This is a genomic window from Sneathiella sp., from assembly GCF_041689005.1.
In the GTDB taxonomy this organism is placed as follows: Bacteria; Pseudomonadota; Alphaproteobacteria; order Sneathiellales; family Sneathiellaceae; genus Sneathiella.
On the sequence record NZ_JBDNHC010000060.1, the window covers coordinates 1 to 17,297 of the forward strand.

8 protein-coding genes and 3 pseudogenes are annotated in these 17,297 nt (G+C 46.3%); 5 read left to right on the forward strand and 6 right to left on the reverse strand.

The annotated features are described in order from the left end of the window. Positions 1 to 146 (forward strand): annotated as a pseudogene (locus ACESNI_RS06850) (NADP-dependent isocitrate dehydrogenase); the annotation flags it as partial. A gap of 96 nt (positions 147 to 242) precedes the next feature. Here the strand turns inward: ACESNI_RS06850 and recA are convergent. Together recA and ACESNI_RS06860 are read right to left on the reverse strand one after the other, a co-directional pair. Continuing rightward, positions 243 to 1,325: a recombinase RecA gene (gene recA / locus ACESNI_RS06855; RefSeq protein ID WP_373085801.1), complete on the reverse strand. Its 1,083-nt coding sequence runs from the start codon at positions 1,323 to 1,325 to the stop codon at positions 243 to 245. Positions 1,326 to 1,692: 367 nt separating this feature from the next. Then, a pseudogene (locus ACESNI_RS06860) lies at positions 1,693 to 2,459 on the reverse strand (IS5 family transposase). A gap of 165 nt (positions 2,460 to 2,624) precedes the next feature. Here ACESNI_RS06860 and ACESNI_RS06865 point away from each other — a divergent pair. The 4 genes and pseudogenes from ACESNI_RS06865 (at position 2,625) to ACESNI_RS06880 (ending at position 12,717) form a co-directional block, all read left to right on the forward strand. Further along, positions 2,625 to 3,286, forward strand: a pseudogene (locus ACESNI_RS06865) (IS5 family transposase). Positions 3,287 to 3,370: 84 nt separating this feature from the next. Continuing rightward, a complete protein-coding gene (locus ACESNI_RS06870; protein ID WP_373085802.1) occupies positions 3,371 to 8,668 on the forward strand; it encodes an RHS repeat-associated core domain-containing protein in 5,298 nt (1,765 codons plus the stop codon). 174 nt (positions 8,669 to 8,842) lie between these two features. Further along, the gene (locus tag ACESNI_RS06875) at positions 8,843 to 10,681 is read left to right on the forward strand and encodes a hypothetical protein (protein ID WP_373085803.1); all 1,839 of its coding nucleotides are present in this window, start codon (positions 8,843 to 8,845) and stop codon (positions 10,679 to 10,681) included. Between the two features lie 80 nt (positions 10,682 to 10,761). Continuing rightward, the gene (locus ACESNI_RS06880; RefSeq protein WP_373085804.1) at positions 10,762 to 12,717 is read left to right on the forward strand and encodes a hypothetical protein; all 1,956 of its coding nucleotides are present in this window, start codon (positions 10,762 to 10,764) and stop codon (positions 12,715 to 12,717) included. A 73-nt stretch (positions 12,718 to 12,790) separates the two neighbouring features. Here the strand turns inward: ACESNI_RS06880 and ACESNI_RS06885 are convergent, their stop codons facing one another. The 4 genes from ACESNI_RS06885 to ACESNI_RS06900 are packed head-to-tail and all read right to left on the reverse strand — an operon-like array spanning position 12,791 to position 17,205. After that, positions 12,791 to 14,305, reverse strand: a complete 1,515-nt coding sequence (locus ACESNI_RS06885; RefSeq protein ID WP_373085805.1) for a M81 family metallopeptidase — start codon at positions 14,303 to 14,305, stop codon at positions 12,791 to 12,793. Continuing rightward, entirely contained in the window at positions 14,302 to 15,297 is a 996-nt protein-coding gene (locus tag ACESNI_RS06890) for an ABC transporter ATP-binding protein (protein ID WP_373085806.1), read from the reverse strand. Before ACESNI_RS06890 ends, ACESNI_RS06885 begins: the two co-directional genes overlap by 4 nt. Beyond that, positions 15,290 to 16,270, reverse strand: coding sequence for an ABC transporter ATP-binding protein (locus tag ACESNI_RS06895; protein WP_373085807.1), 981 nt, complete (start codon positions 16,268 to 16,270; stop codon positions 15,290 to 15,292). Before ACESNI_RS06895 ends, ACESNI_RS06890 begins: the two co-directional genes overlap by 8 nt. Positions 16,271 to 16,275: 5 nt before the next feature. Continuing rightward, positions 16,276 to 17,205 (reverse strand): ABC transporter permease, encoded by a 930-nt coding sequence (locus ACESNI_RS06900; RefSeq protein ID WP_373085808.1) that lies wholly within the window; start codon positions 17,203 to 17,205, stop codon positions 16,276 to 16,278. Positions 17,206 to 17,297 lie beyond the last annotated feature (92 nt).

The following is a 17,297-nucleotide window of genomic DNA, read 5'->3' on the forward strand; positions in this document are numbered from 1 at the left end:
CCGTTGAAAGGGTCTGCGTCGCAACTGTTGAAAGCGGTGAAATGACGAAAGACCTGGCACTTCTCGTCGGACCGGACCAGCCCTGGTTGACGACTAACCAGTTCCTCGATGCGCTCGATAGAAATCTGCAAAAAGAGATGGCCTAATCGACGAGGTCACCAGCTATATCCTGCATAAAGGCGCATAACCCGCACAAAAAAGCCGACCCTCCGGGGCCGGCTTTTTTTCCGTAAAATCAGGGGTTAATCGTCGGCGAGGGTATTTTCCTCCGGATCACTCTCCGGGGTTCCTTGAATGGCTTCGGCTATAACCCCAGCATTGGCAAGGATTTTCTTCTCAATTTCCTTGGCCATTTCAGGATTTTCCTTCAGGAAGATTTTTGCCTGTTCCCGGCCCTGCCCGATCCGCTGGCTGTCATAGGAATACCAGGAACCAGATTTCTCGACAATCTCCGCCTTGACGCCAAGATCGAGGATTTCACCGGTTTTTGAGATTCCTTCGCCATACATGATATCAAACTCGACAATCTTGAAGGGCGGAGCGACCTTATTTTTCACCACCTTGACCCGGGTCTGGTTACCAACGATATCATCCTTGATCTTGATCTGGCCAATGCGTCGAATATCAAGCCGGACAGAGGCATAGAATTTAAGGGCATTACCGCCGGACGTCGTTTCCGGGCTGCCAAACATAACCCCGATTTTCATCCGGATCTGGTTGATAAAAATAACCATGCAATGGGAGCGCGATATCGATCCCGTCAGTTTGCGGAGGGCCTGACTCATCAGACGCGCCTGCAGCCCGACATGGGTATCCCCCATTTCGCCTTCCAACTCCGCCTGCGGCACCAGCGCCGCCACACTGTCAACCACCAGCACGTCTATGGCGCCGGACCGGACAAGCGTATCGGTAATCTCAAGCGACTGCTCACCGGTATCAGGTTGCGAAATCAGCAATTCATCCACATCCACGCCAAGTTTCCGGGCATAGACTGGATCCAGCGCATGTTCCACATCGATAAAGGCGCAAGTGCCGCCATTTTTCTGTGCTTCTGCAATGACATGCAGGGCAAGCGTCGTCTTGCCGGAACTTTCCGGGCCATAAATCTCAATCACGCGGCCCTTGGGCAGCCCGCCAATGCCGAGACCTATGTCAAGGCCGAGTGACCCCGTGGGAATGGAAGCCACATCCAGAGCTTCCTGTTGGCCCAGCTTCATAACCGATCCCTTGCCAAAGGCCCGATCAATCTGGCTCATTGCCGCTTCCAACGCTTTTTTCTTATCCATACCACCTGCTTCAACGAGTTTCAGTGCTGTCTGTACCATCGATACCCCCTTATTCCATAGGTCAATCCCGGATGCAACTTGGTTCAATGTACATGTTTTGTTCTTTTTTGCAAATTATTTTTATCTATTTGAATTAAAATGAATTTATGAGTTTGTTTACAATATGTTCTTACATCTTTTCCGACACAAATATTTACGATTAATTTTAATCATTAATATGAGTTCACGGAATCAGTGCTCCTGCTTTAGTTATTATTCCACGGATGTAGGTATTCTTCCGGGATATATCGGGATTAAGGCGGACAATGCGGAATGACCAGTTGTTCTGGTAGCCTTAAAATACGTTCCAATGATCACGTTTATTCGCAGATTGAAAACAGAATTCGGGACACATAACGGAAATATACTAGGTTTTGTTGACAAATTCACGGAGCCATAGTCGAATTGAAGTGATATGTACGAAGCCGAGGTAACTTTCGGCAGTTTTATCGTATCGGGTTGCGAGCCTTCGGGCGTTTTTGAGTTTGTTGAAGCAGCGCTCGATGCGATTGCGCAACGCATAGATGTGACCATCGACAGGGATTTGGGTTTTACGGTTGCGTTTCATTGGAATAATGGCGATACCGCCCCGCTTTTCCATATCTTCGCGAATAAAGTTGGCATCATAGCCCTAGTCGCCAAGCAGAACTTTTGGCGGCGGACCACCGGCCTCCATCACGGGGATATAGCCTTTAAAGTCGGATGTCTCTCCGCCAGACAGGGACGCGGCTATGGGCAATCCCATGCCATTGGTTCTCAGATGTATTTTCGACGTAAAGCCACCTTTTGAGCGCCCAAGACCCTGTCTGTGAGTCCCCCTTTAGCGCCGGCAGCACACTGATGGGCCCGGATGATGGTGCTGTCGATCATTTGCAGAGACGGCTTCCCTTCGCTGCTGTCATTCAGCGTTTCCAGCAGGGTTTGCCAGAGCCCTGCCAGGGTCCATCGGCGAAACTGACGGTAAACCGAGGACCATTTGCCAAAATAATCCGGCAGATCGCGCCACCCCGCCCCCGTCCGCGCGATCCAGAAAATACCGTCCAGAACAAGACGGTGATCGCGCGGACGACGACCGCTATGCTGGCCGCGCCCAACCACAAACGGCGCGAAACAATCCCATTCTTCATCACTCATCAAACCATGGATCAAAATAGCCTCCAGTACAAAGCTATCTTGAATCACAGTTTAAACAATTTGGGAATCCTTTTTGTCAACACATCCCAGGGTCAGGACCCATTAAATTTCTTGCAGATGAAACGATTTTGTGATTCACAGTTCTTTTGATGAAGGACGTGTTTTATGAGCCATCTGTATTACCTGAGCGCCCGCCAACCTGATCGGCTGAAGCCGTATTTTCCGATGTCCCATGGTAGGCTCCGGGTTGATGACAGACGCGTCTTATCGGGGATTATTCATGTCATCCGCAATGGGCTCCGCTGGTGTGATGCCCCGTTGGCGCATGGATCTTACAAGACATTATATAATCGCTTCATTCGCTGGAGCCGGATGGGAGTGTTTGACCGGATATTTGCCCAGCTTGCAGCAGGCGACGGCGTCCCGGTGCAGCTTCAGATTGATGCCACCCATCTCAAAGCCCGCCGAACGGCGGCCAGCCTGCTTAAAAAGGGGATGTTCCCCGTCATATCGGGCGCACCAAGGGTGGATTAAATTCCAAATTGCACGCCATCTGTGACGGGCAGGGGCGACCTGTGATGATGTGTCTGACGGCAGGTCAGACCAGTGACCATATTGGCGCAAAGCTCCTCTATCCGGCGCTTCCGGAAACGGCCAGTTATCTGATTGGAGATAAACGATAAAGGCTATGACAGCGATGAGTTCAGAGAGGCTCTGAAAGCCAAGGGCATTAAGACTGGAGGCGCATCGCTACGCGCTATGACCGATGCGCCCATACCTTCTTCTCTGCAATATGTATCGCCGCTATCGTAATTTGGTGGATTTAATGAGTCCTGACCCTAAATTCACAAAGGAAAAATGTATTCGTCTTCATAGTATAAATAATTATTTGCGATATTTTCAGAGGAAAAATGATGAATTCACAAATAAAAATATGGAGTCGACCCGCCGGTAACTTTCATATTAGTAAAATAGATGGCTCAGCTACTTACGCACTCAAGATAGATGCTCCTCCGGGTGTACGAATGATACAGCCCGGACTGACCATTTTCTATTCAAGTACACAAACAGAAGAACCCTCGATAATATCGGCGGGCTGGAAGATTGACGGTATTCCAGTAGCGTTGCAACGAGGCGAAGGAAAAATCTTCGTCGATGGAAATCACGTTCTCTCAGAGCAATCCCCTAACGGTGACCTCACGGTATTCGACCATGCAGGAAATAAGGCTTTCTTCTCAAAAGTATCGGGAAAGGCCGAAAAGTCGAGCAGCTATCAAATAACGAGAAAAGAAGATGCTTATGGCAATTGTATAATTTACAAATATGACAATCAGATCAGACCCATCTCCATCTCATATGGAACCCGTAAAAATCAATTTGGAACTATAATTCTCGAATATGGAGAAAATTTAAAAGGATACTTGACATCGATCAAGACTTTGCACAACGGCAATCATGTCCAATCCTATGACTTTCAGCATGAAAACGGTGCTGTTTCTTCAATTCAGATTTCTGCTGTTGACGCTGAGGATCCATCTACAGTCTATGTTAAGCCTGTTATCCAGCTCACCTGGGGCTCCTCAAATTCCGATAAAAATATGCTTACTGGTATTACGGAAACGACGGGCCTCAGATTTGTAAATAGCTATCAGACCGATACGGATTTGAAGGGCATATTATCCCAATCTTCCATTGTTGTGGGTGGGCTCTCCAGCAAACCAGCAACATATGAGCGGATCGTCAACGTAGACAAACTAATAAGATCTTCTGATGGTACTTGTTATGCGCGAGAGCTTGTCATCTGGGACTGTGCGGAGAGCCAAGGAGAGTATTACAAATATAGCGGATCATCTAACGGTACAGTTAACCTTGATGAAGAAGGTAAAATTTGCAATGCGACCAGGACCCCGTCTGGAGAGAATGGTACTGAGATTCCTGTCACCGAATTAGACGGCGGGGAAACCAACTGTCACATTATAACCAACCGGTCTTTTTATGAGCACCTCAATCACAAAACGGGCGTGTCGCTAAAAAGTAAAAAAGTCGACGAAACCTATTTTGAGGAGGCGCTCCTGATCTCAACGACAACGGAATACCAGTATGATTCCGAGGGAAATATCTCCAGGATTCATATGCCGGATACAACTGCAGTATTCGAACTTCAAGAAGCGCCAAACGGAGCTAATCCATATATTCGATTGCCTAAACGCACCAGTTTATTTGACACATCAGATAGTAAATCATTAGTTTCTTCTTCGACGCTACTTAAGGACGATGTTTACGACTACGAATTTGATTCAGGGGGCAACGTCAAAACGATTTCCCATCAGACCTTGATTGGTGGAAACCAATACTCGAATAAACAGTTAAGTGAACTCGACGAATTTGGCTATACCAAGAAACTAACTGACACAATTGGAACGACAACAGAAACTGTCTATTCCGAAGACTTCAGCAAATTTACGACAACCGTGACTTCTGCGGACGGCAAGAACTCTAAAAGTGAAAGCAGTCAGTCAGATAAACGCCACGGGAACCCGGTTAGAACGACAAGTTCTGACGGCAATATATGCGTGCAAAAATATGACGCATTCGGTGAAATGACCGAGATTCACGGTTTCGACCTTAGCAATCCTGATAGCTGGAAGCAGACCAGTTTTGAGAAACTCATCCGGTTATCAAAGTGCGAAACAACTTTTGATAAATTTCTCAACCTCTTTTGTCTTACAACCAATAAAACAGTGGATTCTTCAGGAACGACAAATGAAGTAAGACTATATGTCGATGCACTTTACCGACCAGTCATCGAAGTAAAGAGAATAGAAAAGAAAAAATGGCAAGTTTCGTTCAGCAGCTATGAAACTGCGGCATCCGCAAACAAGACGAGCATCCGATATGAATTGCGTACCACTTCAAGCGATCTTTCCAAGAAAATCAGAGGGATAAAATTTTCCTCAATCAAATGGTACGAAAAGAAGCGGGATGACTTTGGCAGGATAACCGAAGAACGGCAGCCAGATGGAACAATCATAAAAAATTCCTGGAAACGACTGGACAACAACCTGGTTGAGACAACGACTACACAAAACTCGAAAAATGGGGGACTGAAATCACTTTCTAGTCAAGTGATCGGCCCAAGGGGAATTACTGAAAGTCACAACCAATCGGATTCCAAGCCGACGAAATTTGAATATGACGCACTTGGCAGAGTTATCAAAAAAACGGATCCACTCAATCAAGTATACACTTATAAGTGGAATTCTTTCGATACCTGCATTGAAGAAAAGAACCCTATCACCGGCACAAATAGCTGTACGGTCGGTAAGACTCTGCTTATTACAGAAGAGTACAAGAACGGCGAGATACTCAAGAGTGATTATGACTGGTTAGGAAGACCCAAAATCATAACCGTTCAGGATTTGAGGAAAAAGCCGAAACAATATTCGATTGATTATTTTGACGATTCCGATAACAGAAGCACCGGATACAAGCTTTCGCACCCCGACGGATGGCAAACAATTATTCGATTTGCCCCTTCAGGTCGAGAAATAGAACGGACGCTCGTCCTTGGAAAAGGGTATTCAGAAACTGTTGCCTCCACTCTGACAGCAGACGGCCAGATTTCAGCCAGGACCTTCCCTTGTAAGCGCTCTTTGAAGTTCGATTACAACGAACTGGGCATCATGAAAGGTATTGAGTGGGCAGGATCAAAAAAATCTGTCGTGAAATATGACGGGTTTGACCCATTCGGAAGGCCACTGTTTGCGCAATTTGGAAACGGCGTCAGTGAATTCCGCGATTATGACATGTACGGTAATTTGCATAGCTTCGCGGTCACAAAATCAATAGAAAAAGTAACAACACCTTATCTGGCCATAGGGTACTCTCCAGATAGATACATAGGGGGTCAAGTTCTCGCGCGCTCCAGCAATACTGACGGCAAACCCCTATCGACGAACGCATTTAATTATGAAAAATACGGCCAGCTTTCTTTGGTTTTATCAGAGAAAGAAACTATCGTTAAACAATTCGATTACGGCCCTGCCGACAATCTTCAAGCTGTTGTTTCCGGTAAAGACAAAATGTCGTTTGATACCGATAAAGTAGCTTATCAGTTAAGCGATGTTGCACGTTCCGATGATGGTCTGCTGTCTGTCGCCTACAATACCAGCGGCTATATTACCCGTATGAAATCTGGTTCTTCTGTACAGGAATTGGCCTTCGACACATTTGGTAATCTGGCTGAATACTCAACGGGAGACGGAAAGAAAACAGCAAGTATCGAGTTTGTCACTGATTTGTTCGGAGACCGGTTCCTAAAAGCTTCTCTCGACGGCACCGTTGTAATCGACGTCACCCCAGATTATAGAATTATCCGAAAATCTGACAACACTGTATTAAGAACTGTAAAAGTTGCTGGTCCTTACGGTGTGTTTGGAGAGTTCACGCAAAAAGATAAAGACAACATGGCAACTGCTCTCTTCAGGCAATTTCCAAAAACAAATTCCGTTTTGCCATATACCTTGCCAAAACAACTGGACGGAAATGGGTATTGTGAAGAGGGAGACGTCTACATCCACCTTGATGATCTTGGCAGCAGCCTTTTAACAACTGACGCAAAGGGGCAAAAATCAGCCGTTCTAGCCTTTGATTTACATGGTGAAATAGATTTAGAAAACAGCAAAGGCGCCTATAATTTCACGATAACATATGCAGGAATGTCATTTGATCATGAAACCGGCCTCTACTTCGCTGGCGCAAGATATTTTTCTCCAGTAATCAAAAAATTCCTGTCGCCGGACCCAGAAAATATGAGTACGGATCCGTATGCCTATCCGTCGGATCCCGTCAACTTTTTTGACGGGCAAGGGGCCTGCCGAGAATGCGCACAGTACGCTAGAAACTGGGCATCCGGATTCATCCGCAACATCGGCCGTAAACTTAAAAGAACAGGTCTGGTTTTAACTATGGGTATGGTATGTTTCCTCGCCGTGCCAATTTGTGCCCAGTATCACGATGATACCGTTCCTGGTTCTGCCGTGGCCTATGGCGTAAGATGGGGTCTCGCCATCGGCGTGTGGTTTGGGATGCTTATTGGCGCGCCGGCGTTATTGGCAAATTGCAATCGAAACAATAGCCCGGCGCTCCGCAGCATCGCCTATTGTGATGATTGCAGGAATACCGATAACTCTCAAGTGCTCGGCCCTTGCGCAATGACCTGGATAGCAATCGGGACAAGCACTATTATTGGCATGGTATTTCTTGGCCCTCTCCTCTGCTTCATTGGGTGGGATTGCTCTGCCTTATTTTCTGGCGGATTGGGTAGTGGAACCTATGGTTACTTCGCACTTCGAGGGGCAATCGCCAGTGCCGGGGCGGGCTGCATCAAGACAGCCGCGAGCAAAGAAATCTGCGCAAAAATCAAATGCCTGAGGACATCTATCACGGGCAGATTTATTGGCAGCGCTGCAGTTATCGCGACGGGAATGTGGGCCTGGCAACTCGTTGATCTTAGCTATGTCAGAATCTTCTATGATACGGATACGGATGTTATCTGGTATGGAAAGGAACGGTTCATATTGGCGGAAATGGCTATGCTTCTTCTTATGGCCAATCCAAACCTGATATGGAGCCTGCTTCCAGCTATTTTCAATTGCAGGAAAATGGATAAAATCTGGGACTGCTGTTTCAAGAAACCAAGAGACGTATTTCCCGCAAATTACGATGTTGTCGCCCATAGAGGGCGAGTCATACCAATATGTTGCGGCTCCTCTCCCGATATACCATTGGTTGTTGGTGTTAATCCGAACTCTCATCCTCAGCAACGTAACCAGCGTATATCTACCAATACTATGAGCAACAATAGCCGACCAATTTTGCTCTCTTTACCGTCGTTGAGTGATACATTGACTGCTTTCACGCCTCATATTTCCTCACTGAACAGCCCAACCACTCGCATCAGTCTCCCATATATTCATGAAAGCGAACAAAATGATACTTCGGAGAAACTCAATGAGTCCATAGATTCCAACCTCAAAAAGATGATTGAACTGCAGCCGGTGAATACCGGACAAAATATTCAGTCCTCTCTGTCCAACGTCCCGATATTGATCATCGATCCAACTAATATCGAAAAGGAGGACTCAAATGAAAATAACGATAGTAATCAACTCGATGAGAACAGTAGCGATGACGAAGAAAAACCATAGATAAACTTCCAAACTATTACTGGAGGTTCCCTATCAGTTCCGGCGGTATTCGAAGATTTTCTCCGAATACCGCCAATCTACAAAAAATTATTTGAAATTACCTAGTAAAAAATAAAATATATCATATCTAAAATTACACCAATAAATAGATTTAAACAAATAGGAGCATTTACTATGTCCGGAAATTTATTTAAAAATATCCTTTCCAGAGGAAAGAGCATCGCCAAAGTTTCCCATCCAAAAGTTTTCCACCACAGCAAGTGGCAGGTCCATTTCCAGGACGTTCTTTTTGGACTGGCAAACGAAACAAACTTGATACGGCTAACAACATACGAAAAATCTGCTGGCCCATCTCTTCTAATGCGTAGCGAAGAGTATGGCGTTCCCGTGCCTTTTATTGTTGATCCCAACTCTGTTCAGGGGAATGACGATACGACCAGGGTATTCAACATCAATCCCCTAACATCTGCTGACATCTACAGCACATTTCCCATGGCCGTATCCGTGGCGACCCGAGCACGGAACGGGTTGTTCGAAGTCAGCCTCCTGTATGATGATGAAGCCAACCAGTGGAATCCCGATAAAGCCATCAACTATTTGGCGAAATCTGGGCTGGAAAAGGCGATGGCACTAAATTCTGGAGAGTTGTTTGCGGCATACGTAAAACGGCGCAATTCATCCGACAACGACATCATCAATATGTACCGTGCGGTATTCAGAAAAAATGCCCGTTACATATCAAAAGAAAAACTCGAAAGTCAGTTTGTGGACGGAAATGTGGACGGCGAATTGACTGAGATAGCAGAGCAAATGGTTCTCGAAGGTGTCGAAAATGCAGATTTATCTCTTCCCTCATTTACCGACGTCGAATTTGCATGTTTCTTCTTCAAGCTGACGCCAGAAGACCGCTACAACATGGCCGTCGTTTCAGCCGGTGGACACTTTATAGAAACTGAAGTTATCACCGCCAAGCTGAAAGAACTTCTTGAGCTCAAGAAGAATAACCAGGAGAAAGATTACGCCCTAAAACTCAGTGAATTCATGTCATTCACTAAAGGGGATACCAGCACTCCCTCCCGTGCAGAAAAGATTGCCGCATCACTAAAAGAACTGCCCGTTTTCGGGGAAATCTATAAGCAAAACTCTTCCTTTATGGAACGGAATTTTGAAGCGCTTTGCATCAAACTGGATGCCTATCTTCTAAACCGGGTGAAACCGTCGGAAATGCTGGGCGTCAATCTTCAGTTCCCATTCGTCCATGACCGCACACCTCACTTCATGACCCTCATGTTTGGTATTAATGAGGACAACAGCATTAAAGTAGAGGAACTTCTTACCGATATGTCAGATCATTTGTCTCTTTCTGCACCGGTTCTGGACCCACGGCTCGCCAAATCCATTAAAATCTGTGGCACCCCTTCCGCTAATCTCTTCGTTGTCGAAAATCCGGATTATGTGACCTCCAGCTCTATGGCCCACATGAAGGATTTGATCAAACTATCAAAACTCACGACGGACCCTAATGACCTGTCCTCACTCCGCCAGAAGGCCCTGTACGACCTATTTTCCGACGACGCCGTCAAACTGCGGCGCCTGAACGACGCCCCCATTCGATTTGCGGCAGAAGGGGATAGCTGGCTCGATCGGAAAGAAGCCATGGAGGGGTTTCTTACCCTGTCGACTATCCAGAATAAAAAAGAAATTGATAGCGATACTCCTATCAAAATCAAAATATTGGAGGAAGAAGAAAGCGTCGGTGTTGATGGTTATTATTTAAGTTATACAACAACAGAGATTAAAATACCGACAGACGTCAGCTATTACGACTGGACACCAATCCTGACCGCCGAGCTTCCCGCTGATTTTTCGAAGGGTCGAAAAGTAAACCAGGAAGTTCCCGAAGCTCTCAGCCCCGTTGTCTTTCCGGAACATATCGGAGCGGCATCTGCAAATAATACATTAACAACAAAAGGTGTGGTTCTTACCAATGAAGAATTTAAAAAAATGAGTTAATCATTTAATTTTTTCACTGATTTTTTTGTTAATCGTCTTTTATTTGAAAATATATACTTCAATTAATTAAGGATAATATCATGCCAAAAAGAACAATTTTCAGTTCTTTCAAACGTAATCTTGGGCTGCGCCTATCAACGTTTAACGCAATAACTAACATATCTTTTTTTCAAACCAGGACATATAAAGTAGCCAGCCTTCCCGGTTACAACCTGTTGAAATATACTGGCCCGACGGGAGACCGTCTGGGATCGGCTCTTTCTCCGGAAGAGTTTCAAGAAAAATTATCGGATACATACAAAAGACTGTACACGAATTCTGAACGGGAAAGCAGGACGACTGAGTCGCTTAAAAGATCTGGCGCGAAAATTGACGCTGTCGTCGATATCCACGGGCAGAAGATTGGCGAGCCCGTCATATCTCCCATTAAAAATATAGGCGGCCAGCCTACCGGTACCCCGGAAACAATCACATATCCAGCACAACAATCAGATCCGATAGCCTGTGTAGGAGGGCTTATTGAAAATGTTCTGACGTTTTCGCTCGAGAGTCACGTCGAAAGAAACCTGACTTTTGCAGAAAGAATTGGGGAATTAATCGGAGAAGGACCGGGTGAACTTAGCTCCATATTGCAATATTATGTTGGGTATGGTGCACCTGTTTCTTTTAATGACCTTAATTTTCTCCTCGAGAGTAAAGGCCTGACTCCTCTCACAAACGAACAACTGGCCGATGAAGAAGTAGTCGAAAAATACGTATCGGACTTAATGGACAATGTTTTGCCAGCTTCAAGGCGGAGGATCAAGATAGATATGACGTCACAGATTATCAGTGTGCTTCAAATCCAGTCTCCCCATTCTTCTGTAGTCTTGAAATACAAATGCAAAGATGGGACTGATGGCTACATTGGTGCCGAAGTAGGTCGGCCCAGCCACACATATGTTGCCGGCAAACTTGTTGAGAACGCTCATGAGCAGGTAGTCGACCCTGCTGTATTTCAATCTATGAACCGGCCAATGATCGATCTACCTAAATCTGAGGATGAACTTGACGAGTTGGACGTCGGAGTTACCAAAGATAATTTTTCCAAGTTCGATACTAAATTTCCTGTTCAAGCCCTCCCTGAAGAGAGCAAACCAATTATCCAAGCCATAAACCTGGTGGACAGCTCATCGAAGGGAAAGGATAAGTATCTTAGCGGCGGGACACCCGGCGCCATAACGACCTGCCCTGTTCCCAATGCCAAATCGCTGGCGATGCAATTATATTTCCTGACGGGCGAGAAATTGAACCATGCGTTGAGCTGTGGAGGGTATTTCGCTCACGTAGCTCTCACCGGGCAAAGTCGCGCGTGCGAATATCTTGTCGTGTCTGCATGTGATAGCGCCGGCATTGACGCGACAGAGTTGCTGCCCATTCTGAATGAAGTAAAGCAATATGACATGTCTCAGGAAATGCGGGAAACAATATATGAGAATTTCCTCTTTATAGAACTTTCACAAGGTCAGCCTGACAGCAAGGACTCCAATATATTCAGCTTCAAGTCTGCTAACGATTACTTAACTTTGGTCGCCAGCAGTTTTACATGCATGCAGATATACAGAGATTTGCTCTCTACCGCTGCACAAAGGTTAGAGGATGCAAAAATACTAAAGAAACCCGACCCTGAAGCACAGGAAATATACGATCGCATCGAACATGGAACGCGCAATTTTATGCATAGATACGAGCATATGTGGGCAATCGCAGCATATGATGTAATTAATATCCATAGGAACTATGGAATTGAAGCGCTTTTAGATCCTGTAGATGAAAATCAAACGGTTAGGGAAGTTTTCAAAGGTAAAGATACAAGCACCCCACTTACCTTGGCTCGCAAGATGACAAATGAAAAAATCAAAGCTCTCAAGAAGCAGATCGAGAGTGACACAAGGACGCCCAACAAGGGGGTCAAATCCGTGCAGCAGAATTCTCTTGATTTGGCTGAGCAAGTCATTGCGCGGCTAGATATCATTCGTACAGAACTAAATCAGTAAAGCTTCTTTATGTTGGAGGGGGTATATCTCCCTCCAATATTTTTCTTTCTCTGGGATGTCGCCTGCGTTTATCTCAATGGTTGATATCTATCGATGGAATCCCCGGACCGACCCTCATCCCTACTCTGAGCTTCTGATAAACCAATTTTCTTGGATCTACGACAACGGGCCCTGGTGCCAATGCGATCAAGATCGCGCCTGCAAATCGTTCAAAATCTGCCCGAAAATGCACAGAACTTTTGAGGGCTATGATATTTGTATTTTCAGGCTCAACACCCAGATGACGGAACATTGCCCCATCGCCGGTCTGAACAGTTTTACTGGAAATGGCAATTTTTACTCCCTTATATTCCAGCAACGCGCATGGCCCTAACTGCATGCGCGCGCCGCACCACATAGGGCCCGTACCCACCAGTTCGCCATTCCCCAAGGCAAGTACCTTAAAGGTCCCCTTAACCGGACTGTCTCCTTTAAATTTCTTGCCGCCTATATCGCCGGTAAATACACTTCCAATTCCAACTGCATGAGCATTTCTCGCAGCTTGCTCATCAGAAATAAATCCGATGACCGCGCCTTCAGCCTCCAGAGCAATCAATGCTTTCAATAGCCCTGTCGTATCACCACAACCACCTGCACCGGGGTTATCCTGCGTATCTGCAATAACGACAGGTTGTTGAATATGGCGGCTTATCTCTATCGCTTTTTCGACAACAACCTCCGCGCTCTCGCCGACTTCATTAAAACTGCTTTCTGCGTTGTGCAGGGCGAGCCTAAATTCGTTCAGGGCGTTTCTTGCCATATTTTTGTCCGAGCTATATGAAATTATCGCCGGGCCTGCCTCATGAATATCGGAAAGTGAAAATCCGGCAGCGAACGAAATATGACCGTTTGGCTCAAGACTTTCCCTTACAGAGTTCAAATCCAGCCCTAACAGCGATTTACACGGTTCTATGGTTGTGCATCCAAGGTTCAGCGGGATCAGAAAGTCCGTCTTGTAGAACTCCTTATGGTATCTGGTTTCGTTCCTTAGAAGCGTCAGTAGAATTTCTACCGTTCGACTTCCAGTTTCGCCCATATCTGTATGAGGATAGCTTCTGTACACATCAAGATAGTCGGAAAATTCAACCATCTGTTCCGTTACATTCGCATGATAGTCGAGACTTGCAACAATCGGTGTGTTTGAGCCCGTCAACATTCTTGTGCGCCTGAGTAGCTCACCTTCAGCGTCATCGTAATGTTCCGTTACCATCGCCCCATGCAGATCCAAATAAACGGCATCAACCGTGCCGCACGCAAACAGCATGTCCAGCATTAAGGTGGCAATTCGTTCGAATGCATCGCGCGTGACCACCCCACAAGGAACAGCGAAGGCCCAGCATAGTGGAACAATCTCCACATCATCCTCACGTAATAGCCGATTGATTGCCCCCGTCACCGGTAGATGGAATCCGGCCGTCGCCTCAAACATTTCATGTCCCGAACACAAGGCCGGCCAGTCTTTCGACATCGAAAATGCCTCAAAATCGGCTTTCTCGTCCGCAAAGGTATTTGTCTCATGTTGAAAGCCCGCAACTGCAATCCGTATCATAGTCTTTTCTCTTCCACGGCATGACACGCAACTTGCGACTCACCCAACGTAATCAATTCCGGCCTTTCTTGTTTACATCTTTCATTCGCAAAGGGGCACCTTGGGTGAAACGTACAACCACTGGGAGGTGTAATAGGGCTGGGAACCTCGCCTTCGAGAGGGCTACGCTCATTATTCCCCTTCAAATCCGGTATTGTCTCTAACAGCAATCGCGTATAGGGATGCAAAGGGTTGCTGAACAAAGCGGCCTTTGGCGTAATCTCACATACACGCCCCAGATACATTACCCCGATCCAATCGGAGATATGATCAATAACTGCAAGATCATGGCTGATAAACAGATAGGTCAGTCCAAGTTCGTCCTGAAGTTCTGTCATGAGGTTCAAAATTTGAGCTTGAACTGAAACATCCAATGCCGATGTCGGTTCATCGCAGATCAAGAATTCCGGCTTACTTGATAATGCCCGCGCAATTGAAATTCTCTGACGTTGTCCGCCAGAAAATTCATGGGGGAACTTTTCGCCATCTCTTTCAGAAAGGCCTACCTGCCTTAATAGTTTCTCAACTTGCGATCTTTCATCTCCTTTATTTTTAGCAAGTCCGAAAGCTCTTATTGGCTCTGCAACAATGTCGCGAACTCTCCATCTTGGATCGAGACTTGCGTAGGGTGATTGAAAAATCATCTGCATCCGTCTCGAAATGTCAGTTATTTTCGACTTACTTTTTACTTCTGCCAGATTTTGCCCATCTATGATTATGTCCCCGGAAGTGGCTGGATACAGTCCCGATACCGCTCTGGCGACAGTTGATTTTCCACAGCCGGATTCACCAACAAGAGAAAATGTCTCTCCTCGGCGAATATGAAAACTTAACTCGTCAACCGCTTTTAGGATAAGCTTCGGTGCCCCACTGATTAATCGTGTGACGAAAGGTGAAGAAACATCAAAATACACCTTTAAATTGTTTACTGTCAAAATAACTTCGCTAGACATATTCATCCCCTTCCGCATAGATCCAACATGCGACGGATTGCCCTGTGTCACCAGCCGCAACCATCTTTGGCATTTCATGACGGCAAATATCCTTTGATTTCGCGCATCTTGGATTGAACGCACATCCGGTTGGCCTATCATCTAGCCTGGGCATAGAGCCTATAATATTCGGCAGTGATTTCAGGTTCTGACCAATTTGGGGGATCGAATCCATTAATCCCTTCGTGTAAGGGTGCTGAGGATTATCAATAACGCTTCTAACCGTTCCTATTTCCGCCAACCGGCCGGAATAAATCACTGCTACTCTGTCAGCAGCTTCGGCAATAACGCCCATATCATGGGTCACCAGCATCGTTGCGACCCCCTTTTCGCGGGCAAGGCGTTTTAACAAGATAATAATCTGCGCCTGCACTGACACATCGAGCGCTGTTGTCGGTTCATCCGCAATAATAAGGCAAGGTTCGCAGCATAACGCGAGCGCGATGACCACCCTTTGCCTCATACCTCCAGAAAACTCGTGTGGATACGCATCAAACCTTTTTTCCGGCGCCGGGATACCAACTTCAATCAGAAGATCGATAGCACGTCTTTTTGCTTCCGCTCTGGTCATATCCAGATGCGTCAATATTGTCTGGGTAAGTTGTTGGCCAATAGTATAAAGAGGGTCCAAGCTTGTCAGAGGGTCTTGAAATATAACACCGATCTGCGCGCCCCTGATTTTTCGCATCTCGGGTTCCCGCAAATGAGTGATATCCCGTCCATTGAGAAGTATAGTGCCAGCTGTTACATGGCCAGGAGGCTCTAATAGCCCGACAATTGCATTTCCTGTAAGAGACTTGCCTGCGCCCGACTCTCCTACAACTCCTAATATTTCCCCAGCGTCGATTGACAAAGAGAGGTTTTCTACGGCACTCAGAATCCCTCTGCGTGTCGGAAACTCTATACAAAGATCGGATATGTCCACCACTGCCATTGCGATTACCTTAGTTTCGGGTTGAATGTATCGCGCAGCCAGTCTCCGATGAGGTTGACCGAAAGGACCAGCACCACCAATATTAAGGCCGGGAACAAAGTTATCCACCATTCCCCTGAGAAGAGAAAATTGTTACCGATGCGGATTAACGTGCCCAACGATGGGGTTGTCGGTGGGATACCTACGCCCAGGAAGGATAATGTCGCCTCAATTATTATTGCGACGGCAACACCGATAGTCGCGACAATTAAAGTTGGTCCGATGACGTTCGGAAAGATATGGCGTAACAGGATAAGTGCGTTTGGCGTCTGAATAAGTTGAGCGGCTGCAATATAGTCCTTTCGCCTTTCAACCATGGCGCCACTACGGGTAATACGCGCATATTGAGGCCAGCTGGCAAGCCCTATTGATACGATCAGCACCGGAATTGCGACCAATTCATGGACCTCACTACTCAACGACGTTCGCGTCACGCCATCTATCATCAACGCAATTAGTATCGGTGGAATGGTGAGCTGAATATCCGCTATTCTCATTATCGCGGTATCGATCCATCCCCCGGAGTAACCGGCGATGATACCAAGCGGGATGCCGATCGCGACAGACAACAATACGCTTAGCAGCCCGACGGTCAGGGACACCTGAGTTCCATACATGATGGCGGCTAAAATATCTCTTCCTTGACCGTCCGTCCCCAGGAAATGCGCAGATACACCACCGGGTTCCCACGCTGGCGGCATAAAAGCATCCAGCAAGTTAAGGCTTCCTGGCACAAATGGAGTATAACTTGTGAGTACCGGCGCGCCGAATGCAGCGACAATCATTAAAATTGTGACTATCGAAGCTGCTACTGTTACAGGAGAGCGTAAAAAGCTATAGGTCACGTCGTGATCTACAAACCTTCCCCACCATGTCAGAGTCTGTTCTATTTTCATGACTTAGTTCTTTCCTAGTTTTTTATTTCTGACCGGAGACGTGGATCAACCACGAAGTAAAGTAAGTCCACTATCAAATTAATGATTACAAA

What these genes read in the sequence shown, in the direction of transcription:
- recA (WP_373085801.1), bottom strand. Translation starts at nt 1,325, where the DNA reads ATGGTACAGACAGCACTGAAACTCGTTGAAGCAGGTGGTATGGATAAG.
- ACESNI_RS06870 (WP_373085802.1), top strand. Translation starts at nt 3,371, where the DNA reads ATGATGAATTCACAAATAAAAATATGGAGTCGACCCGCCGGTAACTTT.
- ACESNI_RS06875 (WP_373085803.1), top strand. Translation starts at nt 8,843, where the DNA reads ATGTCCGGAAATTTATTTAAAAATATCCTTTCCAGAGGAAAGAGCATC.
- ACESNI_RS06880 (WP_373085804.1), top strand. Translation starts at nt 10,762, where the DNA reads ATGCCAAAAAGAACAATTTTCAGTTCTTTCAAACGTAATCTTGGGCTG.
- ACESNI_RS06885 (WP_373085805.1), bottom strand. Translation starts at nt 14,305, where the DNA reads ATGATACGGATTGCAGTTGCGGGCTTTCAACATGAGACAAATACCTTT.
- ACESNI_RS06890 (WP_373085806.1), bottom strand. Translation starts at nt 15,297, where the DNA reads ATGTCTAGCGAAGTTATTTTGACAGTAAACAATTTAAAGGTGTATTTT.
- ACESNI_RS06895 (WP_373085807.1), bottom strand. Translation starts at nt 16,270, where the DNA reads ATGGCAGTGGTGGACATATCCGATCTTTGTATAGAGTTTCCGACACGC.
- ACESNI_RS06900 (WP_373085808.1), bottom strand. Translation starts at nt 17,205, where the DNA reads ATGAAAATAGAACAGACTCTGACATGGTGGGGAAGGTTTGTAGATCAC.